General features: G+C 60.3%; 22 protein-coding genes and 1 riboswitch. Of the genes, 15 read left to right on the forward strand and 7 right to left on the reverse strand.

Going from position 1 to position 24,553, the window contains the following annotated elements:
* Window positions 1-14 precede the first annotated feature (14 nt).
* The 5 genes from M516_RS0112555 (at window position 15) to M516_RS0112575 (ending at window position 4,084) form a co-directional block, all read left to right on the forward strand.
* The gene (locus tag M516_RS0112555) at window positions 15-980 is read left to right on the forward strand and encodes a helix-turn-helix transcriptional regulator (protein WP_029099429.1); all 966 of its coding nucleotides are present in this window, start codon (window positions 15-17) and stop codon (window positions 978-980) included.
* A 193-nt stretch (window positions 981-1,173) separates the two neighbouring features.
* Complete coding sequence (locus tag M516_RS0112560; RefSeq protein WP_029099430.1) at window positions 1,174-3,003, forward strand: stalk domain-containing protein; 1,830 nt, start codon at window positions 1,174-1,176, stop codon at window positions 3,001-3,003.
* A gap of 47 nt (window positions 3,004-3,050) precedes the next feature.
* Complete coding sequence (locus tag M516_RS0112565) at window positions 3,051-3,578, forward strand: shikimate kinase (protein ID WP_029099431.1); 528 nt, start codon at window positions 3,051-3,053, stop codon at window positions 3,576-3,578.
* A gap of 67 nt (window positions 3,579-3,645) precedes the next feature.
* Window positions 3,646-3,807 carry a YqzE family protein gene (locus tag M516_RS24805; protein WP_081656535.1) on the forward strand — a complete coding sequence of 54 codons (162 nt, stop codon included), beginning with the start codon at window positions 3,646-3,648 and terminating at the stop codon, window positions 3,805-3,807.
* Window positions 3,808-3,829: 22 nt separating this feature from the next.
* Window positions 3,830-4,084 (forward strand): YkuS family protein, encoded by a 255-nt coding sequence (locus tag M516_RS0112575; RefSeq protein WP_029099432.1) that lies wholly within the window; start codon window positions 3,830-3,832, stop codon window positions 4,082-4,084.
* 91 nt (window positions 4,085-4,175) lie between these two features.
* Here the strand turns inward: M516_RS0112575 and M516_RS0112580 are convergent, their stop codons facing one another.
* The 3 genes from M516_RS0112580 to M516_RS0112590 all read right to left on the reverse strand — a co-directional run bounded on the left by M516_RS0112580 (window position 4,176) and on the right by M516_RS0112590 (window position 8,092).
* Window positions 4,176-5,048 carry a hypothetical protein gene (locus M516_RS0112580; RefSeq protein WP_238550974.1) on the reverse strand — a complete coding sequence of 291 codons (873 nt, stop codon included), beginning with the start codon at window positions 5,046-5,048 and terminating at the stop codon, window positions 4,176-4,178.
* Between the two features lie 110 nt (window positions 5,049-5,158).
* Complete coding sequence (locus M516_RS0112585; RefSeq protein ID WP_029099434.1) at window positions 5,159-6,316, reverse strand: YqhG family protein; 1,158 nt, start codon at window positions 6,314-6,316, stop codon at window positions 5,159-5,161.
* A 72-nt stretch (window positions 6,317-6,388) separates the two neighbouring features.
* Window positions 6,389-8,092 (reverse strand): DEAD/DEAH box helicase, encoded by a 1,704-nt coding sequence (locus M516_RS0112590; RefSeq protein WP_029099435.1) that lies wholly within the window; start codon window positions 8,090-8,092, stop codon window positions 6,389-6,391.
* 219 nt (window positions 8,093-8,311) lie between these two features.
* Window positions 8,312-8,405: riboswitch (glycine riboswitch) on the forward strand.
* Between the two features lie 347 nt (window positions 8,406-8,752).
* Here M516_RS0112590 and gcvT point away from each other — a divergent pair.
* From gcvT to M516_RS0112620, 5 genes are all read left to right on the forward strand, one after another.
* Window positions 8,753-9,856 (forward strand): glycine cleavage system aminomethyltransferase GcvT, encoded by a 1,104-nt coding sequence (gene gcvT, locus M516_RS0112595; protein ID WP_029099436.1) that lies wholly within the window; start codon window positions 8,753-8,755, stop codon window positions 9,854-9,856.
* Window positions 9,857-9,896: 40 nt separating this feature from the next.
* Window positions 9,897-11,249, forward strand: coding sequence for an aminomethyl-transferring glycine dehydrogenase subunit GcvPA (gene gcvPA, locus M516_RS0112600; RefSeq protein WP_029099437.1), 1,353 nt, complete (start codon window positions 9,897-9,899; stop codon window positions 11,247-11,249).
* A complete protein-coding gene (gcvPB, locus tag M516_RS0112605) occupies window positions 11,242-12,714 on the forward strand; it encodes an aminomethyl-transferring glycine dehydrogenase subunit GcvPB (RefSeq protein WP_029099438.1) in 1,473 nt (490 codons plus the stop codon). The genes gcvPA and gcvPB overlap by 8 nt, the downstream gene beginning before the upstream one ends.
* Before the next feature lie 331 nt (window positions 12,715-13,045).
* Window positions 13,046-13,948 (forward strand): class I SAM-dependent methyltransferase, encoded by a 903-nt coding sequence (locus M516_RS0112610; protein WP_029099439.1) that lies wholly within the window; start codon window positions 13,046-13,048, stop codon window positions 13,946-13,948.
* Between the two features lie 228 nt (window positions 13,949-14,176).
* A complete protein-coding gene (locus M516_RS0112620; RefSeq protein ID WP_029099440.1) occupies window positions 14,177-15,007 on the forward strand; it encodes a lipoate--protein ligase family protein in 831 nt (276 codons plus the stop codon).
* 200 nt (window positions 15,008-15,207) lie between these two features.
* Here the strand turns inward: M516_RS0112620 and M516_RS0112625 are convergent, their stop codons facing one another.
* Window positions 15,208-15,438, reverse strand: a complete 231-nt coding sequence (locus M516_RS0112625) for a hypothetical protein (protein ID WP_029099441.1) — start codon at window positions 15,436-15,438, stop codon at window positions 15,208-15,210.
* A 435-nt stretch (window positions 15,439-15,873) separates the two neighbouring features.
* Window positions 15,874-16,725: a D-amino-acid transaminase gene (gene dat / locus M516_RS0112630; protein WP_029099442.1), complete on the reverse strand. Its 852-nt coding sequence runs from the start codon at window positions 16,723-16,725 to the stop codon at window positions 15,874-15,876.
* A gap of 297 nt (window positions 16,726-17,022) precedes the next feature.
* Here dat and M516_RS0112635 point away from each other — a divergent pair, with 297 nt between their 5' ends.
* Window positions 17,023-18,345, forward strand: coding sequence for a M28 family peptidase (locus tag M516_RS0112635; protein ID WP_029099443.1), 1,323 nt, complete (start codon window positions 17,023-17,025; stop codon window positions 18,343-18,345).
* Between the two features lie 371 nt (window positions 18,346-18,716).
* The gene (locus M516_RS23445; protein ID WP_051188212.1) at window positions 18,717-20,717 is read left to right on the forward strand and encodes a PAS domain-containing sensor histidine kinase; all 2,001 of its coding nucleotides are present in this window, start codon (window positions 18,717-18,719) and stop codon (window positions 20,715-20,717) included.
* 15 nt (window positions 20,718-20,732) lie between these two features.
* On the opposite strand, the gene M516_RS0112645 is transcribed toward M516_RS23445, so the two are convergent.
* Complete coding sequence (locus M516_RS0112645) at window positions 20,733-21,764, reverse strand: hypothetical protein (protein WP_029099444.1); 1,032 nt, start codon at window positions 21,762-21,764, stop codon at window positions 20,733-20,735.
* A gap of 197 nt (window positions 21,765-21,961) precedes the next feature.
* Between M516_RS0112645 and M516_RS0112650 the strand changes: the two genes are divergently transcribed.
* The 3 genes from M516_RS0112650 (at window position 21,962) to M516_RS23450 (ending at window position 24,132) form a co-directional block, all read left to right on the forward strand.
* Window positions 21,962-22,519 (forward strand): NADPH-dependent FMN reductase, encoded by a 558-nt coding sequence (locus M516_RS0112650; protein ID WP_029099445.1) that lies wholly within the window; start codon window positions 21,962-21,964, stop codon window positions 22,517-22,519.
* Window positions 22,520-22,642: 123 nt separating this feature from the next.
* Window positions 22,643-23,071 (forward strand): transcriptional regulator MntR, encoded by a 429-nt coding sequence (gene mntR / locus M516_RS0112655; RefSeq protein WP_029099446.1) that lies wholly within the window; start codon window positions 22,643-22,645, stop codon window positions 23,069-23,071.
* A gap of 113 nt (window positions 23,072-23,184) precedes the next feature.
* Window positions 23,185-24,132, forward strand: coding sequence for a patatin-like phospholipase family protein (locus M516_RS23450; protein WP_035289695.1), 948 nt, complete (start codon window positions 23,185-23,187; stop codon window positions 24,130-24,132).
* A gap of 62 nt (window positions 24,133-24,194) precedes the next feature.
* Here the strand turns inward: M516_RS23450 and M516_RS0112665 are convergent, their stop codons facing one another.
* A complete protein-coding gene (locus M516_RS0112665; RefSeq protein ID WP_029099447.1) occupies window positions 24,195-24,533 on the reverse strand; it encodes a hypothetical protein in 339 nt (112 codons plus the stop codon).
* Window positions 24,534-24,553: the final 20 nt, after the last annotated feature.

Here is a 24,553-nt window from a genome sequence, read left to right on the forward strand (position 1 = left end):
TCCGGGAGGCGGCGATGAACGACGACATTTCTTACACGACCGAAGAAATTGCCAAGATGCTGCGGATTTCCAAATTGACCGTGTACGATTTGATCAAAAAAGGCGAACTGCCCGCGTACCGCGTCGGCCGGCAGATGCGGGTGGACGCGTCCGATCTGGAAGCGTACAAGGCAAGAGCGAAGGGTGAGTACGGCTCGGCCGCGGCGGCCCCGATCCCTTCGGCGGCTGTGACGCCCATGCGTCGCAGCGCCGTGCCACAGGGAGCGCCGCAGTCTCGTCCGGTCATCATCAGCGGCCAGGACGTCAGTCTCGACATGCTGGCCAATCATCTCGAACGGCGGGGCAAAACGATGCGGCCGCTTCGCTCCTATGCGGGCAGCATCAACAGCCTGCTGGCGATGTACGCGGGCGAGGCGGATGTCGTCAGCACGCACCTGTTCGACGGCGACACCGGGGAATACAACACGCCGTATGTGCGGCGGATCTTGTCCGGATACCGCTTCGTGATCGTCAATCTGGTTTCCCGCTGGGCCGGTTTTTACGTCCAGGAGGGCAACCCGAAGCGGATCGCCGGGTGGGCCGATTTCGTCAAACCCGGGGTGCGCATGGTGAACCGGGAAAAAGGCTCCGGAGCCCGCACCCTGATCGAGGAACAGTTTCGGCTGCACGGCATCGCCGGACGGGACGTGGCGGGATACGACTGGGAAGAGGCCAATCACCTCGCCGTGGCCGGAGCGGTAGCCAGGGGCGAGGCGGACGTCGGCGTGGGGATTGAAAAGGCCGCCCGAATCGTGGGGGTGGAGTTTCTGCCTGCGATCCGGGAGCGGTACGATCTGGTCATCCTCAAAACGACGGAAAACGAGGAGCTGATCCGGCTTGTGTGCGACATCCTGCGGTCGGCATCGTTTCGCAACGAACTGGCCGCGATCGGGGGATACGATTTGACCCACACCGGCGAGATCATGTACGAGACGTGGTAATGACAAAAAACAGCCGCAGCCTTTATCGGGTTCGGCTGTTTTTCCGTTGGCTGCCGTCGCGTGCGGGCCGCCGCCATGGGGGCGTGGGGTGGCAAGAATTTCTATTCAGCCTTGTCGGGATTTGCTACAATAAATTGGATAAGCTTTGCGGCGAAAAAGCATCGTGCTTGTCGCTTATGAGTCGGGGGCTGACATGAAACCATTGCACAAAACGAGCTTGTTGATCTGTTTGACGATTTTTGTCGTCTTCGCATCGGCGGGTGTGATTGCCAAGTGGCCCGCGCTGGCACCGTTTCTCATGAAAAACGCGCCGGTGACGGCGGAAACGGGAGCCGATCCGTTCGCCTACAATCCGCCGCTTCCCTCCTATGTGAAAGACCTGCATCCGACCTATACGATTCGCGCCGAACTGCATACCGCACAGGCGACCATCACGGGAAGTGTCACGGTGGAGTTCGATAATCCGCGCACACCCGATCTTCGCCTGTTTATCTACGACTACCCGTGGAATCCGATGGCGATCAAGGGGATTCGCTTTGGGGACAAGCCGCTGCCGTTCGAACGACGCCAGTCGGTCATCCATCTGACCAATCCGTTCGGCTCGGCGAAGCGGGGGAGCTTGACGGTCACCTTCGAGAATCCCGTTCCCCGCCGCGGCACCCGTTTTGGGGTGAAGGACGACATCTGGACATTGACCACCTGGTATCCGATGCTGGGTGCGATGGACCAGCGGGGCAACTGGTACAACCCGCCGCAGCGGATCGATTTCGGCGATCCGTTTGTTTACCATTACGCCGATTACGACGTGTCGTTTGTATCGCCAAAGGGCTTCCAATGGGTGAGTTCCTGGGGGCGTGGAGAGGCCAAGCCGCTGGCCGGCAGCCGGCAGGAAGTGCGGTTCCGCGGCAGCCGACTGCTCAATTTTGCCCTGGTGGGCAGCCCGCATTATCATGTGGAGACGATTACCTTTGCGCCCAACTTGACGGTGGACATCGCGTCCGTGGACAAGGGCAACATTGAGCGGATCAAAGCGATCGCCCGGTCCGTGTTTCCGGTCTATACGGAATGGTACGGCCCGCTGCCGTATCCCCGGGTGGCGATTGCGGAGACCGGCCCCGGCACGACGTATGCGATGGAGTACGCCAACATGGCGGTGTTTAAGCGGGACATGTACCGCAACAACCTGATCGAGCACTGGCTGCCGCACGAGGTGGCCCACATGTGGTGGTACAACAGCGTTGCCACGCTGGAAGCGGTGCACGGCTGGCTGGACGAGGGGCTGGTGGAGATGAGCGTCTATCACTACCTGCAGAATCGCTACGGTTCCCAGGCGTCCGCCGCCCTCCTTGCCTCGTACAGCCGCGACGCGGACAAGCTGAAGCAGCGCTATCCGTCCGGCAGGCTGGGCAAGCGGCTCAACCAGTTTGCCGGCGAAGAGGAGTTTCACTGGACCTGGTACTCCAAAGGGGCGCTGTTGTACGACCACCTGCGCCGGCAGATCGGCGACGACGCCTACAAGCGCTTCTTGCAGCGCGTGCAGCGCACCTACCACGGCAGCGTCATCGGTCCGGAGCACCTCGACCAGGCGCTGGGCCAGGTGCTGCAAGGAGAAGCCCGCTACTTCGTCCCCAATGTCCAGGCCGAAAACAAGGCGCCGCTGCGGCCGGTGGAGCTGGAACCGTACGTGACGACGCTCGTGAACGGGACGAGCTATTACCCGTCCGTTCCGGCCCGGGTGAAAAACGGGACGGTCTACCTCCCGCTGCGCGAATTGGCGGAACGGATGGGGTACCGCGTCACTTGGTCGCCGGAAAAGCAGGTGACGGTGGTGCAGGGCAGGGGGCGGCAGGTCGTGCTCAAAAAGGGCCAACGCGTTGTCGAGCGGGACGGCCAGCGCGTCGATCTGGGGCAGCCGCTGCTGGAAATCGAGGGGAGGACGATGGCGCCGCTCTCCTTGTTCAGCCAGGTGCTCGGCGTGCAGGCTGCCTATGACAAAGAAGCGAAGACCGTGACCCTGAAGTAAACATTATGAGACAGACATCCACGACTACGAAAGGCAGGAGACAGCCGATGACATACGGCAATGTGATTCTCGTCGGATTCATGGGAACGGGGAAAACCACGGTGGGTTCCGCGCTGGCCCAGGCGCTGGGCATTCCGCACCGTGATTTGGACGAGGCGATCGCAGAGCGGGAGGGATGTTCGATCCCCGAGCTGTTCGCGACAAAGGGAGAGCGGTACTTCCGGGATGCGGAAAGCGCTGCGCTGCGGGATTTGCTGCGGGAAAGACCGCAGGTGCTGACCACCGGAGGCGGAGCGGTGCTTCGTCCGGAAAACGTCCGGCTCATGCTGCAGGAGGGAACGGTGATCGCCTTGTCCGCGACGGAGCAGGAACTGATCCGCCGCCTGGAGGGCGACACCGGCCGTCCGCTCCTCGCCGGCGGCGTGGCGGACCGGGTGCGGAGGCTGTTGGAAGAGCGGAAAGGGGCGTATGATTTCGCCCCCATCCAGATCGACACGACCGGCAAGGACGTGTCCGAAATCGTGGCGGAAATCCGCGGCAGGATGGTTGAAAGCGGCCTGATCGGGAGAGAATAGGGGAAGAAAGCGCTCCGCCTTCACGGCAAAACGGCGCGGAACCGTGCGTACGAAGGAGGCACGTGTGATGTCGTTTCAGGAGTATTTGAAGTACCTGACCCGTTTGTTTGTGCAGTACGTGGAGACCCCGAAGGAAGAGCGCCGCCGGCGGAAACACCCGCGCGAGGCCTGGTCGACGCGCTGGTTCGGGGCCATTCCGTTGTCGATCAAGCTGTTTTGGCGCAAATAATCCCATCGGACGGAGGTAGCATATGGCGAGAGTGGCAGTGGAACGTTCCCTTACCCAGATCCGCAAAATGCTGCGCGACAACGGGTATGACGTGGTGGACCTGGGCAACTGGCAAAACATGGTGGACGCCATTGTGATCACCGGCCAGGATGTCAACGTGCTGAACGACCAGAGCAAGACCATTTCCGGAGCCCCGGTCATCAACGCCGCAGGCATGACCCCCCAGGAAGTGTTTCATGCGGTGCACATCCGTCTGTCGCCCACGGAGCATCGCTGACGGGCGCAATTATCGCACCCAGGCGCAAAAACGAAAGAGGCGGGCTGACGAAATACAGCACACAGCCACCAGACAAAAGCTCTCTGTCGGTTCAATCCGGCAGAGAGCTTGTTTTGAGTGAGGTGGTATCCTCGGCATGAAACTGCCCCACTTTCATCGCGTAGGCGTACGGCACGAAGCGCAGTCCCTCGTCCCACACGCCGACGTATGCCGCGTGGCCGTTCCACAGATGAAGCGACTGGACCGCGAACGGAGCCAGCACATCGGATTGGAAGAGCGGCACGGTAAGCGTTACCGGCCCGGACGTCGTTTTTTGCCAGAGGTCCGTCCAGGTCACCTGACGCCTGTGGGACGTGTCGTTCAGCCAGCCGATCCGGTCAAACGGGTCCTGCACCGCCCCGGACAGCACGCGGGCAGCGGTCAGACGTTCTTCCGGGCGGGCCAGTTCGCTGTCCGGCAGCGTGGTGATCACCGGCGGGCCGGATGCGACGGAAGCGGGGTATGCTTCGCCCGTCTTGGCGTCCACCAGCTCCCGATGCTCTTGACGAGCGACCAGCCAGTGGGAGGCGAATCCGTCATAGACCGGTTCCGCCGCCACTGCGCGCGGGGCAAACGCGTCGTCAAACAAAATGTATTCGCCGACCCCGTATTCGAGCAGCACAAACGTCGGCTGTTTTCCGGGGGCGGGCGATTCGCCAACCACCATGTAGCCCACCTGCCTGCCGTCCCGCGTGACGCTGACCAGCCACTGATGCTGGTTGGCGCCGAGCGATTGGGCATCGATCCGGGCGTTCGTCCAGTCGCGGAACTGCGGGTCCCGCTCGACGATAGTCTTCATCCACTGTTGAACTTGTGTGTGAAAACGCTTGTCCCAATCCGGTTCTTCGGCGCGCGTGACGGCAGGCCACGCGACAGCGAGAGCACAGAGCAGTGCACATACGGATCGGGTCATTCGTCTGGCCACAAGCATGCACCACCTTCTGCAAAAGGCTTCTTGGTACCTATTGTAACCAGGTTGACGAAAAAGATTTGTTGCTTGCTGTCTCTTCGCGATCGTTTTTTCTCGCTCTTCTTTTACAGATTTCGCCGGTTTTTGGCGGGAGGCGTGGACTGCAGGTAAAACAGCCCGCCGTTCAGGAACTGCACCTCGATGCGAGGCTCGTACTGCCAGCGCAGTTCCTCCATGCGCCGCCGCTTTTCCTCTTCCGGCGTGCTGCTGCGCCACTCTTCCTGGACGATCTCTTCGCGCGGCGTTTCGGGAATGCCGTTGGCCCGCAAAAAGTCCAGGATGCGGCCGCCGCCTCTCCGGTGCTCCTCCCCGGCTGCGGACGGCTCGGGCGCAGGCTGGGCGGAGCGGGGAGCAATCGGGACAGGGGAAGCCGGGACGGATTCGCTCATCCGTGCGGCGTTTTCCAGCGTGGTCGCCAGGCCGCCCGGAGGGGAAACGGCGTCCGGTTCACTGCCGCCGCTCTCCCCGCCGCCTGCGCCGGGCTCGTCACCATCCGCCTCTCCGCCGTCCCGCTCGCGGCTGTCGGGTTCACGGGCGGCCAGCTCGGCATAGTACCCCTCCAGAATCTGAAGCTCCTCGTCCAGCCGCTGCCGTGCCTCCTCCGCCCAGCGCCCGTCCTCTGCGGCCAGCAGGCGGCGGGTCTCCTGCTCGGCGATCGCGGCGGCCTCCGCCAGGGAGAGGCGCCTTTCCAGCGTGTAGCAGTAGTCCGGGATGGACGGGGTGAGCGAAAGCTGCAGCAGGAACGGGTAAAAGTTGGAAACGATCTCGGGCTGGTGCAGGTTGATCCCGAAATGGAGCAGCATGTCCCGCTTTTTGTCGCAAATGAAGGAGACTTTCCAGTTCAGCCCCAGCCAGGGGACGAGCGGTGTGGTGCGCCGGGCGCCCGGACGGGGGGACGCCGCTTGTTCGTACATGCAGACGAAGCTGCCGTGCTTGCGAGCGGATTGAAAGATCTGCTGCAGCCGCCCCGCACCGAGATGGAGGTGCTCCGCGCGCAGTCCCTCCGGCATCCGTTCGCGGTCAAAGCAAAAGGTGAGTACCAGCGGCTGGTAGGGCAGGTTCATTTTCTCCACCCAACTCCAGTAAAACGGCCGGTTGCCGATATCTTTGTCCACCTCGACCGGCAGCTTCACCGTCAGGTAGTCGGGATGCGTCTCCACGATATGGGCGGAAAAGGCGGCCAGGTAGCGCTCCGTGAATTGGCGTATCTGCTCTTGCTGCATGCGTCGTTCACCTCCCGTAGTCGGCTTCTATTGAAACGCTGGCGGGGCGTCCTGGCCATAAACCGGGACCGGTTAGTGCTCCGCCGCTTCCGGCAGCGCGTCACGCGGCCGGCCCGCCTCCCGGATGGCGCGGATCGCCTGGCCCATGTTGTCCAGCTTGACGGCCATTTCCCGCTCGGAGCGGGAGTCCATGATGATGCGGATGAGGTTTTCCTCCAGCGACTGATTCAGGTTGAGCCGCTCCACGATGTCGTCCAGCTCGCCGATCACCATTTCGAACAGGTCGATCTTTTCATAGAGCAGGTTGAGGATGTGCTGTTCGATCGTGCCCACGGTGGACAGGTTGTAGATGTGGACGTCCCGCTGCTGCCCCAGCCGGTGGACGCGGCCGATCCGCTGTTCCACGCGCATCGGGTTCCAGGGCAGGTCGTAGTTGATCACCTGGTTGCAGAACTGCAGATTGATCCCTTCGCCGCCCGCCTCGGTGGCGATCAGCACCTGCGCCCGGTTTTGGAACAGGTCGGTCATCCAGTCTTTTTTGCTCCGCTTGAATCCGCCGCGAAACGGCACGGAGGTGATCCCGTGTTCATGCAGGTACTTTTGCAGGTAGTTTTGCGTCGCGCGGTACTCGGTGAAGATGATCACCTTGTCGTTGATCTCCCGGATCAGTTCCACGGTTTTCGCCGCCTTGGAGTGGGTCTCGATCCGCTTGATCAGCTCCACCAGCTCCATGATCTCGTCTCTCGCCGGGGAGTCCTCGGGGGTGCGCTGGTGCATGCTGTACAGCGTCATGAACGCGGCTTCCCGGCTGGAGCAGACCTCCCGCTGCAGGGTGATCAAGGCGAGCGAGTTGAAGCCGCCCGTCCCGGAGTGGTACTGCTCTTTGACAAAGCGGGTGACCCCATCGTACAGGGCCTTTTCCTCCGGTGACAGCTCGATGGGGATGGACCGCACCTGGCGGTTGGTAAACTGGATGCCGCCGTCGCTCCGCTTGTTGCGGATCATCACCTTGTCCAGCTCGTGCTTGAGCTGCTCGTTGTTTTTCGCCTGCCGCCTGCCTTCCACGTAGTTGGTGGCAAAGGTGCTGGTGTGGCCGAGATGGCCCGGTTTCAGCAGGTTGATCAGGTTGTACAGCTCGTCCATCTCGTTCTGGATCGGCGTGGCGGTCAGGAGCAGGCAGTATTTTTTGCGGATTTCCTTGACGAACTGGTAGTTGCGCGTCCGCTTGTTCTTCAGTTTGTGCGCTTCATCGATGATCAGCATGTCGTAGTCGATGTCCAGCACGTGGCGTCGGTGCGGGTCGCGCTTGGCCGTGTCGATGGAGGCCACCACCACGTCGTACTGCCGCCACATGTACTCTTTTTTCTGGGCGATGGCGGGGATGCCGAACTTCTGGTTCAACTCCTTGGTCCACTGAATCACCAGGGAGGCGGGAACCAGCACCAGAATCTTCTTCGCCAGGCCGCGGACCATGTATTCCTTCATGATCAGCCCGGCTTCGATCGTTTTGCCCAGCCCCACTTCGTCGGCCAGGATGGCCCGGCCGCGCAGCTCGTTCAGCACGCGTTCCGCCGTTTTGAGCTGGTGCGGATAGGGCTTGAGCGAAGGCAGATACTTGAGGCATTGGAGCTGGTCAAACTCGCGCACGGCCAAGGCTTCTTCCGCTTCCAGGGCAAGCTGGAACAGCTCCCATTTGTCCCAGGGGCCGTCCTGCCGCATGCGCTCCGTTAGCAAATCCATCCATTTCGTGTCGAACGAAACAGGAATATTCGTCATTTTTGCACCTCTTTACTAAAGGATGCCAATTATTATGAAGATGATGAGCTGATTGTTAACAATATTTGTCTTGGAGAAAAAATTGTTAACGAAATCATGAGTTGAATGTCAATTTGCATATTTTCAAAAAAGCACGCTCGTGGTAGGATAAACGTGTAGGTTCGTTGTTTAGTATGGAATCAATTGAAAAAGTTATGTATGGCCCAACATCCAACGCGAATGATAGTAGAAGGGAGAGACTGTCTTTCGGACAGCGCCGAAGGAGCAAGCCGGCAGCGGTGAATCTCTCAGGCAAAAGTACCTCTACTTGACGCATCTCTGGAGAGAGCTCGGCAGGAGCCACCAACGGGGAAACTTGCCAGCGGCGCCGGATGGCCCGCCTGCGCAAGGCAACTCTCAGGTACCAAGGACAGAGGGGGAGACATGGGGGCGCCGTCTTTTTTGGCGTTTTCCGTTCTCCCACCCTGTCCTTTTTTGCGTGTGTGAACGCGTCCCTCTTCACTTTGGTCACGTTCCGGGCGCGAGGCGAAGTACTCCGGCGCAATGCCGAGCTGCGTCGGCCCACACTTCCGCCGCAAAGGACCCGGCTTGATCGTCGGAGGACTTTGCCGGCCGTGTTCATCTTACAACAAACAGTTCAATCGGTTCAGGAGGTGCCGCATGTCCACTTTGAAACGCACGCCGCTTTTCCCGATTTACGAGAAGTACGGGGCGAAAACCATCGACTTCGGCGGATGGGAGCTGCCGGTCCAGTTTTCCAGCATCACCCAGGAACACGAAGCGGTGCGGACGAAGGCAGGATTGTTCGACGTATCCCACATGGGGGAAGTGGAGGTAAAAGGCGAGCGGGCGCTGGAATACCTGCAGCGTATGACCACCAACGACGTCTCCAAACTGGTGCCCGGCCAGGCGCAGTACAGCGTGATGTGCTATCCGGACGGAGGAACGGTGGATGATCTGCTCGTGTACAAGTTTGCCGACGACCACTACCTGCTGGTGATCAACGCAGCCAACATCGACAAGGACTATGACTGGCTTTCCCAGCATCTGATCGACGGCGTCTCGATCGAAAACATCTCCCCGCAGACGGCCCAGCTCGCCCTGCAGGGACCGCTGGCGGAGTCCATCCTGCAGCGGCTGACGCCCACCGACCTGTCGCAGATCGGCTTCTTTCGCTTTGAACGGGACGTGCTGATCGACGGTGTGCCCGCGCTCGTCTCCCGCACCGGGTACACAGGCGAAGACGGCTTCGAGATTTACCTGGACGCCGGACACGCCATCCAGGTGTGGGAGAAGCTCCTGGAGACAGGTAAAGAGGACGGTCTGGTGCCGTGCGGCCTGGGGGCGCGCGACACGCTCCGCTTCGAGGCCAGGCTGCCGCTCTACGGTCAGGAACTGCGCCAGGACGTCACGCCGATTGAGGCCGGCGTCGGATTTGCCGTCAAGGTGGACAAGGACGTGCCGTTTATCGGCCAGGAAGTATTGAAGGCGCAAAAGGAACACGGGGCGCCCCGCAAACTGGTCGGGATCGAAATGATCGACCGCGGCATCCCGCGCACGCACTATCCGGTGTTCGTCGACGACCAACAGGTGGGGGAAGTGACGACCGGAACCCAGTCCCCGACGCTGAAAAAGAACGTGGGGCTGGCCTTGGTCAAAGCGGAATTCGCCGCCATTGGCACGAAACTGGACGTGGAGATCCGCGGCAAGCGCCTCAAGGCGGAAGTCGTGGCCACTCCGTTCTACAAACGGCCGAAAAACTGACGACTCAGAATCGCAAGGGTGGAAAAGGAGGACCTCGCACGTGAAATACCGTTACCTGCCGCAGACCGATCAGGACAAGCGCGAAATGATGGAAGCGCTGGGCATTTCCAGCGTGGATGAACTGTTTGCCGACATCCCGGAAGAGGTGCGCTTCAAAGGGAGCCTGAACATCCCGGAAGCCCTCTCCGAGCCGGAGCTGGTCCGCTATTTCCAGGGGCTGTCCAGCAAGAACGCCAACTTCAGCACCCACGTCAACTTCCTGGGCGCCGGCGTGTACCAGCATTACATCCCCAGCGTCGTCAACCACATGCTGCTGCGCGGCGAGTTTTTCACCGCCTACACGCCGTACCAGCCGGAGATCAGCCAGGGGGAGCTGCAGGCCATTTTTGAATTCCAGACGATGGTGTGCGAGCTGACCGGGATGGAGGTGGCCAACTCCTCCATGTACGACGGCGCCACCTCGCTCGCCGAAGCAGCAATGATGGCGGCCGGCCACACCGGCAAAAAAAAGGTGGTCGTCTCCCGGGCCGTGCATCCGGAGGCGCGCAGCGTGCTGAAAACGTACGCCTACGGACAAGGCGTCGAGCTGATCGAAGCGGGCTTCACCGGCGACGGCGTGACCGATCTCGCGGAATTGGAGGCGCTGGTTGACGAACAGACCGCTGCGGTCATCGTCCAGTACCCCAACTTCTTCGGCGGCGTGGAAGACCTGGCGGCCGTCGAGCCGATCGCGCACGGCAAAGGAGCGCTTCTGGTCGTCTCCGCCAACCCGCTCTCCCTCGGCGTGCTGGAAGCGCCGGGCAAGCTGGGAGCCGACATCGTCACCGGCGACATGCAGCCGTTCGGCATCCCGGCTTCGTTCGGCGGACCGCACTGCGGCTATTTCGCCACCACGGCCAAGCTGATGCGAAAAATGCCGGGACGAATAGTCGGCCAGACGAAGGATGAAAACGGCAAGCGCGGGTTTGTCCTGACCCTGCAGGCGCGGGAACAGCACATCCGCCGCGAAAAGGCCACCTCCAACATCTGCTCCAACCAGGCGCTTCTGGCGCTGGCCGCGTCGATCACGCTGACGGCGCTGGGCAAGCAGGGCGTGCAGGAGATGGCGATGATGAATCTGCAAAAAGCCCACTACGCCAAGCAGGCGCTGCAGGCGAAGGGATTCCGGATTACCTTCGGAGCGCCGATGTTCAACGAATTTGCGGTGGAGCTGTCCAAACCGGTCGCAGAGGTGAACAAAGCGCTGCTCGCGAAGGGCATTCTCGGCGGGTACGACCTCGGCCTCGCCTACCCGGAACTGGCCGGCCACATGCTGCTCGCCGTCACGGAGCTGAGGACGAAAGACGAAATCGACACGCTGGCGCAGGAACTGGAGGCGATCACACGTGCGTAACGACAAGGACAAAGCACTCATTTTTGAACTGAGCAAACCGGGCCGCGTGAGCTACAACCTGCCGGCGCTCGACGTGCCGGAAGCCGACGTGGCCGCGCTGCTGCCCAAGCATCTGATCCGCGAGACGCCGGCCGAACTGCCGGAGGTGTCCGAGCTGCAGCTCGTGCGTCACTACACCGAGCTGTCCCGCCGCAACCACGGGGTGGACAACGGGTTTTACCCGCTCGGTTCGTGCACGATGAAATACAATCCGAAAATCAACGAAGACGTGGCCCGCTATCCGGGCTTCGCCCAAACCCACCCCTATCAGCCGGAAGAAAGCGTCCAGGGCGCCCTGGAGCTGATGTACAACCTGCAGAATGACCTGGCGGAAATCACCGGGATGGACGCGGTAACCCTGCAGCCTGCGGCGGGGGCGGCCGGCGAGTGGACCGGGCTGATGATGATCCGCGCGTACCACGAGAGCCGCGGCGATCATCAGCGCACGAAGGTGATCGTGCCCAACTCCGCCCACGGCACCAACCCGGCTTCCGCGGCGGTCGCCGGCCTGACAACGGTGACGATTCCGTCCGACGAGCGCGGCCTGGTGGACATCGAAGCGCTGCGCCAGGCAGTCGGCCCGGAGACGGCGGCGCTGATGCTGACCAACCCGAACACGCTCGGCCTGTTTGAGGAAGACATCGTGGAAATGGCCCGGATCGTCCACGAAGCGGGCGGCCTGCTGTACTACGATGGAGCCAATGCCAACGCGATTCTGGGCATTGCCCGGCCGGGCGACATGGGCTTTGACGTCGTCCACCTCAACCTGCACAAAACCTTTACCGGCCCGCACGGCGGCGGCGGTCCCGGCGCCGGTCCGGTCGGGGTGAAAAAGATTCTGGAGCCGTTTTTGCCGGCCCCGATCGTGGGCAAAAAAGCGGACGGCACGTACTACTGGGACAACGACCGTCCCCAGTCCATCGGCCGGGTGAAAGGCTACCACGGCAACTTCGGCATCCTGGTCCGCGCCTACGCCTACATCCGCACGATGGGGCCGGAAGGGCTGCTGCAGGTATCGCAAAACGCCGTGCTGAACGCCAACTACATGATGAGAAAGCTGGCCCAGGCCTACGAGCTGCCGTACGACCGCGTCTGCAAGCACGAGTTTGTCCTCTCCGGCGTCCGCCAGAAAAAGCTGGGCGTCCGTACGCTGGACATCGCCAAGCGTCTGCTTGACTTCGGCTACCACCCGCCGACGATCTACTTCCCGCTGATCGTCGACGAATGCCTGATGATCGAGCCGACAGAGACGGAGACAAAGGAAACGCTCGACGAGTTTATCGACGTCATGCTGCAGATCGCCCGCGAGTGCGAAGAAAACCCGGAAATCGTCCAGGAAGCACCGCACACCACCGTGGTGAAGCGTCTCGACGAAGCGACGGCAGCTCGCAAGCCGATCCTCCGCTACCAGCCGGAACAAGCGTAACCGATTGAAACCGCCCGCTTTTTTCGGGCGGTTTTCGCTTTGCCCCCATACGGTTCGCCATGAGGAGGTCTCCCGGCAGGTTGCGAAAATCACAGGCAGAGGACCTGGGCCGACGGTTAATCAGGGAAATCGTTCAATGAAAAGCATGCAGCCGGCTGTTCATGCGTATCATGAGAACGATCTTCTTCTGAGAGACACACCTTGACAAAACTTTAATTTTGTGATATGATTAAAATTTAACGATTGAAATATACTGTGGGTTTGGTATACTTCTTTGTAAATGCCATCTTTCCATTCCCTGGGAGATCGGCTTTACAAGGAGGAGATGCCCATGAAAGAAGACCACGTCAGTCTGACCGCGATCATGACCGCCTACTTGCGCGCCTACCATGCCATGAATGACACCCCTAAAATTTTTGATGACTTTCTCGCCTTCCAGTTGATACCAGAGGAAAGGCGTGCCCTCATTGAACAGGGATTGGCCAAGGCTCTCCAGATTCCCGTTCCGGAAAGCGGCCTGGCACGCTCCGGCCAGGCGGCAGCCCCCTTGCGGTCGTTATTGCAGGCCATGGGGCTGCCTCATGTTCTCAGCCGCTCACGATATGCGGAAGACAACCTTGAGCTGGCGGTACAACAAGGGGTGGGGCAGTATGTAATACTCGGGGCCGGGTTGGATACGTTTGCGTTTCGCCGTCCCGATCTCCTGCGCCAGGTGCAGGTATTTGAAGTAGACCACCCCGCCACGCAAGCCTTCAAACGCAATCGGCTGGCTGAATTGAAATGGGACATCCCGTCACATCTCCACTTTGTGCCTGTGGATTTCACAAAGGAGAGTCTGGCTGATGCACTCAGGGGAACGTCGTACGACATGCAGACGAAAAGCTTTTTTAGCTGGCTGGGTGTCACCATGTACTTGACGCGAGACGAAGTGTTCGCAACGCTTCGTTCCATTGCCGACATGGCCCCCGCGGGCAGTGCGGTGATTTTCGATTACTTTGTGCCGGAAGAAGATACGCCGCACATGAAAGAGATGCGGGAGGGGCTGCGAAAGATCGGCGAGCCGATGAAAACGACCCTCGACCCGTTAACGCTGGCTGTTGAATTGGAACGTGTGGGGCTTCGTCTTCATGAAAACGCAAGCCCGTCCGACATCCAGGAACGCTATTTCCAGAGCCGGACGGACGGTTTTCAGGCGAGCAATCACGTGCGCTTTGCGTGGGCTGTCGTCGCGTAAAAAGGCTGGAGCGATTCGGCCTTTCTGGCTGCCGTCCAGCGTGTGGCCGACAAGCGTGGGGAGTTCGCGCGGCGGATGGAACAGGCGGAACTGGGCGATCCCCTGTCCCGGCTGCTTGGGGTGATCAAAGCAGCGGCCGGCCGCTAGCCAGCCGCGGACAGCCCATCCGTCCCTTGCCGTCCCGGCTGCCGGCGGCGTACAATGGATGGGGCAAGAGGAGGTCGAACTATGGAACAATGGCGTTTTATCGTCACGGAAGCCATGCCGCCGGCCATGAACATGGCTGTCGACGAGGCGATTCTGCAACTGCACAGCGAAGGAAAGGTACCGCCGACCGTCCGGTTTTACACGTGGAATCCGGCGACCCTGTCGATCGGCTACTTTCAAAAGGCGGCCAAGGAGATCAACCTGGAGGCGCTGCGTGAGCGCGGGCTGGGCTTTGTCCGCCGTCCGACCGGGGGACGGGCCGTCCTGCACGATCAGGAGCTGACCTACAGCGTCGTCGTTTCGGAAAGCCATCCGAAGATGCCGTCCAGCGTGACGGAAGCGTACAAGGTGATCAGCATGGGCCTCCTGCACGGGTTTCAGCGGCTCGGCCTGCGCGCGGAGATGGTCTCGCTGGCCACCGAGGAGGAAAAGGAAAAGTACAGCTCGCCCGGCTCGTCGGCCTGCTTTGATTCCCCCTCCTGGTACGAACTGGTGGTGGAGGGCAAAAAGGTGGCGGGCAGCGCCCAGACGCGGCAAAAAGGCGTGATCCTGCAGCACGGTTCGATTCTCCTGGAGATGGACGTCGAGCTGCTCTTTTCGCTGCTCAACTTCCCGTCCGAGCGGGTGAAGCAGCGCATGATGGAGAGCTTCCGGCAAAAGGCGGTGACGATCAACGAGGTAAACCCCCGGCCCATCGGCCTGCAGGAGGCTGTGGAAGCCTTCCGCAACGGATTCGCATCCGGTCTGGAGGTGGAACTGGTTCCGGGAGAGCTGACGCCCGAAGAAACGGCACTGGCCGAAGAACTGGTCCGTACCCGCTACGCCGCCGACGAGTGGAACTTCCGCCGCTGACGGACAGGTTTTTCGCCGGAGGAAAACAGGTAAACAAATGGACGATTGCGGATATACCTGTCTTTTTTGCCATAACCCATTCATATGCTTTGAGCGCGATGTTTACGGCTCCGGTGATGCACGGGATCTGTATAGGGGTCATAACCTCTATTGACACGAAAAAAGCTGGGGATTTCCCAGCTTTTTCACTTTGATTTTGACTAGTTTCGTTTTTTCATCCAAAAGAACACACAGGCCAGGACGATATGAATCAATGGAATCAATCCAATGAATCGGAAAGCATTTTCGGCTCCTCCGAAGTAATAGGCAATTGGAAGAAACAGCGCACCGCTGATTAAAGTCCAAAGCACTGACTGTGCAATGATTGCAAAAAATAGAACCCCTAAAGAGAGAATGCCTGACATCCACCACAAGAAAACGATCAGATTCATTCGGTATCATCATCCCATCCTTTTATCATTTTCCTGTTAAAAAACCCCAAATTATATTAAAGTGGCTGATTACTTCAAATAAATGATGTCCTTTAAGGAGTATTCTTTATCGGCGATTTCCAGTCTTTGTGCAAGAGATCCATTTACTTTTCCCATCACCGCGTGTGGTGACCAATGGGCGTTCAAGAATAGCATTCTTCTTCAAATTTGTTGCCTAAAAGCATTCGCAGCGCTGCCATTTACCGCTAAGGTGATGTTTGACGGCAACGGGGACAATCTGCCGACAGATGTCTTCCGTTCCAAAGATACAAAGAAATAACGGCTATCCGATACAGATAGCCGTTTCACTTACGCAGATTCGAAATGTTCAGGGTCCCTTTCGCGATGATGCGGCGCAGGGGAAGCAAGGAATGCTTCTTGCGATTACACGAGAGATTACACGAGCACCTCGGAATAGATGTGCTGCTCGAACAACTGCTGCAGTTTTTGCACCATCGGGCCTACCTGGCCGCTGCCAACCGGTTGGCCGTCCACGGCGACAATGGGCATGACTTCCGCCGTCGTGCTGGAGAGGAACAGCTCATCCGCCTGCTTGAGGAACTGGATGTCAAACGCCTCCTCATGCACCGGAATGCCGTTTGCCTTTGCCAGGTCGATGACGGTTTGCCGGGTGATGCCGTGCAGGATCAGATGGTCGGCGGGGTGGGTGTACAGGGCGTTGTCCTTGACCGCAAACAGGTTGGAGGCGCTGCACTCGGTAATGATGCCGTTGCGGTGCAAAATGGATTCCTGGGCGCCGGCGTCCTTGGCGTACTGCTTCACCAGCACGGCTCCGAGCAGGTTCAGCGTTTTGATGTCGCAGCGGAGCCAGCGGATGTCTTCCACCAGTTTGGCGGTCAGTCCCTTTTTCATATCGGCCAGCGGGCGTTCCTTGCGCCGGACGAATCCCATGATGACCGGCCGGATGCCGCTCGGGATATCGTGCAGGCGAGGAGCGACGCCGCGCGTCACCTGCAGGTAGAGGGTGGCGTCATCGTCCGTCGTCAGGTTGTTTTTGGCGATCAACTGCTGGGCGATGTCGGTCAGTTCCGCCGCCGTCCAGGGCAGGTCCAGCTTGATCTCCCGCGCGCTGCGGAACAGACGGGTCAAGTGGGCGTCCCACTGGTACATTTTCCCTTTGTAAATGCGGACCACTTCATATATCCCGTCTCCGAAGTTGTAGCCGCGGTCTTCCGGGTGTACGGCCAGTTCGTCAGCCTCGACCCATTTGCCATCCACATACAGCATGGCGAAATCCTCCTTCACTATTACACAAATATTATGTCTTTTTTGGTTTGCAGAAACCATCCGCAAACATACAGCCACCGGCGGCGGACCGGAAAATCCGCGTCGAGCGGTTGATGGATTCTACTTCCACCTTACCAAACCGGGGGACAAGGGTCAATTTGATTTTGCGGTTGGTCCACAAATGCTGTCGCCCGATGACGGCATGTGCCTGTATTTGACAAACTATTCTGACTAGACGCTGGCGCCTGCCCCTGCCCATAATAAAAAGAAACGAACGCGTTGCGAAGGGAGAATGCCATGAGGGCGTTTTGCAGATGGACGTTGGGCGCCATGCTGGCCATCAGCTTGAATCTGCCGCTGCCGGCGGGGGCGGCGGCCGGACTGCAGGATCAGATCGACGCCGACGGCCTGTACGGCCGGGTTGAGCGTCTGTCCCGTCTGCCGCGGGCGGCGGCGACGGAATCGGAGTTTGCCGCCATCGTCTATGTGGAAGAGCAGCTTCGCCTGTACGGGTACGAGACCAGGCTGCAGCCGTTTGCCTATTACGTGTACCGCCAGCCGACGCAGCTCTCCTTGCGCACGGCCGACTGGCCCGAACGCAGGTGGAACGTGACCGCCTTGACGCACGGACCCAACGGCAGGGCGGCAGGCGAGATCGTTGACGCCGGGAGAGGCACGGCGGCGGAGTTGAGCCGCATACAGGCGGAGGGAAAGATCGTCCTGATCCGGCGGGGGGAGATCCCCTTGGGGGAAAAGGTGCGCAACGCGGCGGCAGCCAAGGCGGTGGGAGCCATTCTCGTCAACGACGCCGACGGAGCGTGGAGCGAACCCCTGGAGGAACCGCTCGACATGGCCGTACCCGTCGTGCTGCTCCCGCGAACGGAAGGGGAACTCCTGCGTCAGCGTCTGCTGGAAAAGGGAAAGGTGTCCGCCGAGCTGAACGTGTCCGGCGGCGTGACCAGCCGACGCACGTCGTACAATCTGATCGCCGCGCGAAAGCCGGACGGCGCAAACACGGGCCAAACGGTACTGGTGACCGCCCGCCACGATTCGCTGCCGGCGTCGCCGGGCGCCAACGAGGGAGCCTCCGGAGTGGCCGTGCTCCTGGAGACAGCCCGCCTTTTGGCAGACCAGGCGATTGACACCGAAGTCCGTTTCGTCAGCCTGGGAGCGGCTTTCGACGGGGCGCAGGGGACCGCTGCCTACGTGCGCTCCTTGTCCGAAGCGGAGAAGCAGCAGATCGTCGCCGCGTTCTGCCTCAACGGGGTCGGCAGCGCGGACGCGGGGGAATTGACGGCGGTTACAGCGGACGGACAGCGAAACCTTCCGGCCGACCTGGCTGCGCGGGCGGGGGCCGTTTTTTCCGGCACCCGACTGAGCGAGGCGGGCGGAGAGGGAGAACCGATCGTGTTTGCCCGCGCCGGGATTCCCGCCGCCGCGCTCGTCGCTCCTGTTCCCGCCGACAAGCAGCGGGAGCATCCGCAGGACACCGTGGACAGGATCAGCCGGGAGCGGCTTAGCCGTGCGGTGCAAGTCGTCCTCGCCGCTGTCGGCGAGATTGCCGGCGGACAGACCCCGGCGTATCCGGCGGGCAGACCCGCTGCCAGATCCGGACGGTAAAGAGAAGCGAACCATCATGGAAAACGCACGCAGCGCCCGCGCAGGTTTATTCGCCGCGGGCGCTTTTCGTTGGCCTTCCGGCAGCCGCTTGTCACAAACTGTCGAATGGTAAGGAATGGCCGATTTATCTTGAAAGAGGTATAATTTTCACGGATGTTAAAAAATTCACCCATTCTGTTTTGACAAAGCGTGGATCAGAGAGAGCCTCGGCGGAGAAAGAGACTCGATCCGGTACGGCAACGCGTTCGCGTGGACGCGTCCTCGGTGCATCCGGGTCTGCAGCAGTCGTCGTTCCATTTATCGGAAATTTCCGAATACAGAAACGTTCCCTTCAGCGATACAGGAGATGTACATCGGTAACGGAGGTCGATATGAAGCAAACTGGTACTCTCGCGCTGTTTCCTTCTTTCTTGGCGGTAGTCGCCCTGGCGGTTCTCACCGCGTCAAACTGGCCCGTATTGTCTTCCCTTCTCAACGGGAGGCTGCTGTTCGGCGTACTGGCGGCGTTGGCGTTGGCGGCGTTCCTTTTCGTCTTGTATCTGCTGCGGCGCGTCCGGCAACTGGAACAGGAAGCGCGCTATCGGGAGCGCAGCTTCTGCACATATCTCGACGCCATCCCGGACCTCCTTTTCATCAAGAGCAAAACGGGCGAGCTTTTATACGTCAATCAAGCGGCCAGCGAATTCTTTGTTGGCGAGCGGCTTGCCGCTCCCAACCTGGTGGCCGGGACGGACCGCTACCGGCAAAGTCTGTGCGGCTGCCGCGAAACCGACGAACTCGTCTTTCAAACGGGAGAACCGCTCCGCCGCGTCGAGGTGTTTGTGCAGCCGGACGGTTCGGCACGCTACGTTGACATGCTAAAGGTACCGGTCGTGGATGCGCTGACCCAATACGCCGCCCTCCTGGTGCTGGGGCGGGACATCACCGACCAGAAGCGGGCGGAATTGGACGGACTGGCCACGAAGGAACTGCTGGAGTCCTTTTTGCAGCAAACCCCGGACGCCATCTCGCTGATCGACATCAACGGCCGCGTAAAGCGCGTCAACCAGGCGTCGGAAATCATCTTTGGCTACAGCGAGGAAGAGCTGATCGACCGTCCGCTGCCGGTCATCCCCCCGCATCTGCAGGAAGAAGCCGACTACTACCATCAACAGGTGCTGAACGGCAAGCGCATCATCGGCCTGGAGACCATCCGTTTTCACAAAAGCGGCCGGCCCCTGCACGTTTCGCTCTCGATGGCGCCGATCTACGACGTCGAGGGAAAGGTGATCGGCATTGCCGGTAGCGCGCGGGACATTACCGAACGAAAGCGCGTGGAGCACCGCCTGCGGGTGAGCGAAGCCAAGTACCGGTTGATAGCCGAGAACATGACCGACATGATCTGCGTGTACGAGGAGAACGGCGCGGTGACCTACATGTCTCCTTCGCATGAATCGATCCTGGGGTATCCGCTCGATCAGTACAAGCGGGTGTACGACTGCCTGAAACTGATTCATCCGGACGATCGGGAATCCGTCCGGCAGGCGATTGCGGACATCCGCCAAACCAGGGAAATGGCGGCGGTCGAATTCCGCTTCCTGCACAGCGGCGGCCACTGGGTCCACCTGGAATCCCGCTGCAAGCCGATCGTGGACGAGACGGGACGGGTGATCAGTTTTATGATCGTCACCCGCGACATCACGGAGAAAAAGCGGGCGGAAGAACTGCTCCGCCAGTCGGACATGCTGTCTGCCGTCGGGCAGTTGGCGGCGGGGATCGCCCACGAGATCCGCAACCCGTTGACGGCGCTGCGCGGCTTTATCCAGTTGATGCAGTCGTCCGCCGAAGACAAGCGGTACTGCGGGATCATGCTCTCCGAACTGGATCGGATCAACCTGATCGTCAGCGAACTGCTGCTGTTGGCCAAGCCGCAGGCGGTCAAGTATCAGCAGCGCGAAGTGGGCAGCATCCTGAAAAACGTGCTCTCGCTCCTGGACAGCCAGGCCATTCTGAACAACATCCAGATTCACACCCGGATCGCGGAGAAGCTGCCGCCCATCACCTGCGAAGAAAACCAGATGAAGCAAGTCTTCATCAATTTGTGCAAAAATGCCATCGAAGCAATGCCGAACGGGGGACACCTCCGGGTGGAGGCGGAAGCGCTTGACAAAGGCGAGGTGCGGATCAGGATCAAGGATACGGGCTGCGGCATCGACCCGGAACGGATTCCGCGCCTGGGCGAGCCCTTTTACACCACCAAGGAAAAGGGAACCGGACTGGGCCTGATGGTCAGCCGCAGGATCATCGAGGAGCACGGCGGCCGGATCGCGATCACAAGCGAACCGGAACAGGGAACGACGGTCGACGTCATCCTCCCCGCCTTGGCCGGATGATGCGGTGGGTTCCGCTCACCCGGGCGGTTCAGGACGCGGCGGCCTGTCTTTCCACAGCAGGCGCCCCAGCAGCAAAAGTCCGCAGTACGTGGCGCTGCTTGCGGCCAGATGGGCAGCCGTGCCGCTCACCAGCGGCAGCAGGGAGAACAGACTGGCCCCGGCCAGCATCGCCAGCAGCAGCGGCCCCATGTGCAGATCGTGGCGCACCGCCACGGGCACGGCCATGGCGTAGACGAGCGCGCCCAGGATGAGGCCGGCGTGTCCGAGCGCCAACAACAGGTGCAGCAGGTCGGCAAACGGCAGCAGGGAAGTCAGAATCTGCTTCAGCGGCAGGGCGGCGGAGTGGACGTCGTGCCAGTAGGCCAGCAGGATCGCCTGTCCCAGCAGGGTGGCGAAGAAAAAGAACAGCGTGCCCGCCATCACGCCCACGCGGATGGTACTCTCCCGGGGCGCACGGGTGGCAAGCGGCAGGACGACGACCAGACAGACCAGAAAGTGCAGGGAGAGGTACAGCACGGCTTGGATCAGCCACAGGAAGTTGAGCTGGTATCCGAGTGAAGGGATCGGCACGTGGCGCTGTTCGGCAAACACAAACGCGAGCAGCAGCAGTCCGGCGGCGAGCGAGGCGGCTGTACCCCGCAGGATCGCCGTCCACCCCTGGGCGACAAACACCACGGCGAGGAGCAGGGGAGCAAGCACAAACAGCCAGCTCCACGAACCAGCCGCGTGCTGAGCCGCCTGCATGCCCGCTGACGCTCCCGCGTACGCCAAGAGGGAGAGGTGGATCAGCACGGAGAGGACGGGAGCGAGTTGGGGGCCAAACCACTGCCAGAGCAGATCGTGGAGCGTACGAACCCCCTCGCGATGGCAGGTGACCAGCACACGGCAGCCGGTCCACCCCAGTCCGATGCTGGCGGCGACGAGACCAATCGTCCCCCACGAGCCGTAATAGGCAAAAAAGCGCAGCCATTCATAACCGCTGAAATACGAACCGCCGAGCGCGGCTCCAGCGAACAGTACGGCGATTCGCCATGCGCTTCTGTCCATTGCACATCATCCTTTACCCAGCGTGGAAACCAAGAGCAGCTCATGCGTCATGCAATTCGTCATATTGGTACCAATGTATGAGCCAGGGAGGCTTGTTCAGAACTGGGGGATTAATGATACATATGTGTTTACGAACTATCAAAAAATGGATATACTGAAGGTACCCCTGACAACGACTGCCATCCGAGGTGAATGACATGAAAATCGTCGGCATTGCCGGAAGCATGAACCCCCAATCGACAACCAAACTGGCCGTACAGATCGTATTGAAGGCCGCCCGGGAAGCGGGAGCGGAAACGGAACTGATCCACCTGGCCGAATGGCCGATGCCGATCTACGACAATCGCGATGACGCCTCCACGTATCCGGAGACGGTGCACCGTTTTGTGCAAAAGGTCTCGGAAGCGGACGGACTGGTGATTGGCTCGCCGGAGTACCACGGCAGCATCAGCGGCGCCTTGAAAAACGCGCTCGATTTTTTGGAAGGGCGCCATTTGCGCGACAAGCAGGTGGCCATTCTCGGCGTGGCGGGAGGCGGCATGGGCGCGACCAATACGGTAAACACCCTGCAGGTGATCATGCGCAATCTGCACGCCTGGCCCCTGCCGTCCAGCCCGAGTGTCCCCAGCGCCTACAACGCGTTCGCGCCGGACGGGACGCTGAAAGATCCGCGCCTGCAGGAACGCATGGAGACGCTCGGCCGGGAACTGGTGCGGTACGTGCGGGTGATGAACGCGGAAAAACAGCCGCAGTAGGCAGGTTTTTCTTGCAACCGTTGCGCTTTCCACGGTATTATGTTTTTACGTGCTTTTGAAAAGCCTTGGCCACAAAAGGTTTTTCTTCTCACCAGAAATACCGTTTGGAAACGAGGGATCCACATGCCAACTCCCAGTATGGAAGACTATTTGGAACGCATTTACAGCTTAATTGAAGAAAAAGGTTACGCCCGTGTCTCCGATATCGCGGAAGCGTTGGAAGTGCATCCCTCATCCGTTACCAAGATGGTCCAAAAGCTGGACAAAGACAAATACCTGGTCTACGAAAAGTACCGCGGCCTGGTGCTGACGCCGAAAGGCAAAAAAATCGGCAAGCGTCTGGTGGACCGTCACAGTCTGCTGGAAGAGTTCATGCGTGTCATCGGCGTGGACGAGGAGCACATCTATCAGGACGTGGAAGGGATCGAGCACCATCTCAGTTGGGAGTCGATCACCTGCCTGGAGTATCTTGTCCAGTATTTTCATGCCGACCCGTCGCGTATTGAGGAGCTGCGCCGCATTCGACAGGAAGACGAGCAAAAGGAAGAATAGCCGAATCATAGAGATCGCACTGCACAGACGCAAGCCTGACCGGCTTGCGTTTTTTGTCGTAATCGACAAGCCATCTCCCTATATTTGATAAGGAGGAAAGGGGAGGTGAGGGCATGAAGGCGGACGCGGTGTTTGAGGGCGGCGGGGTGAAAGGGATCGCCTTTATCGGGGCGCTGCAGGTGATGGAGGAGCACGGCTATACGTGGGCGAACCTGGCCGGCACGTCGGCGGGCTCGTTTGTCGCCGCTCTGCTCGGGGCGGGCTACAAGAGCGGGGAGATCAGGCCCGTGTTTGAGCGGCTCGACTATCTGCACTTTCTCGAGCGGCGCGGCATCGGACGGCTGCCGGTCATCGGCCCCCTGTACGAACTGATGGTGCGGCAGGGAATGTACCGGACCAACCGGATTGAGCGGTTTATGGACGAATTGTTGAGGAGAAAAGGCATCCACACCTTCGGGGACCTGCCGCCGGGCAAGCTCAGGATCATCGCGTCCGACATCACGGCGGGAAAAATGCTGGTCCTGCCGGACGATCTCGTCCAGTTTGACATCGTCCCGGAAGAATTCCCCATCGCCCGGGCCGTCCGCATGTCGTGCTCGCTCCCGTATTTCTTTCAGCCGGTCCGGTTGGAGCAGAACGGGGAACCGCACTATATCGTGGACGGCGGGCTGCTGAGCAACTATCCGGTCTGGTTGTTCGACGTTCCCGGAAAACCGCGCTGGCCGACGATCGGGTTTCGGCTGCACGGCAAACGGGTGGAGCGGGAACCGTACCGGATCCGGGGACTTTTTTCGTTCACCCGCAGTCTGATCACCACGATGCTGGACGCCCACGACCGGCTGTATGTGGAGAGGGCGCAGGCGGTGCGGACGGTCTTCATTCCCACGCTGGGGGTGCGGACCACGCAGTTCGGCCTCTCGCCCGAGCTGCGCGCGTCCCTGCTTCGTTCGGGGGAGGAGGCGGCCCGGCAGTTTCTGGCCAAATGGAACTTCGAGCAGTACGTCGAAGTGTTTCGCAGCATACCGCCTGCGCCAAACGAAAAAACAGGCTGCCTCGTATAGGCGGCCTGTTTTGACGAAAAACGGTCTGAAAAACGAATATGGTAGGAGTGTTCTGCCTGCTGTTACTGCGAGATGTGGTTCTGCGGGTCGCTCTCGTCCTGCTTATCCTTTGCCCTGCTTTTGGCTCCTTCAATTACCCGGAACGGGTGGTTTTTGCGGCCTGCCGGCGACGACTTTTTCATCGACGGGCGCGGTGCGGTTTTCGGCTTCGCCTGTTTGTGCCGATAGGCGGAGGAGAAAACCGAGCCGCTTCGCAGGTAGTTTCGCACCGCCACAAACAGCAGCACGGACAAGCCGATCACGATCAAGGTGCCGACAGGATTGTCGATGACCTGCCTCAGAAAGCCGTAGGCGGCCAACAGCAGCAACGCGACGATGATGGGGGGAATGCGGCGTAACATAGGGCTTCACCTCAATGGTT

The sequence above is a fragment of the Brevibacillus thermoruber 423 genome (assembly GCF_000454065.1).
In the GTDB taxonomy this organism is placed as follows: Bacteria; Bacillota; Bacilli; order Brevibacillales; family Brevibacillaceae; genus Brevibacillus; species Brevibacillus thermoruber.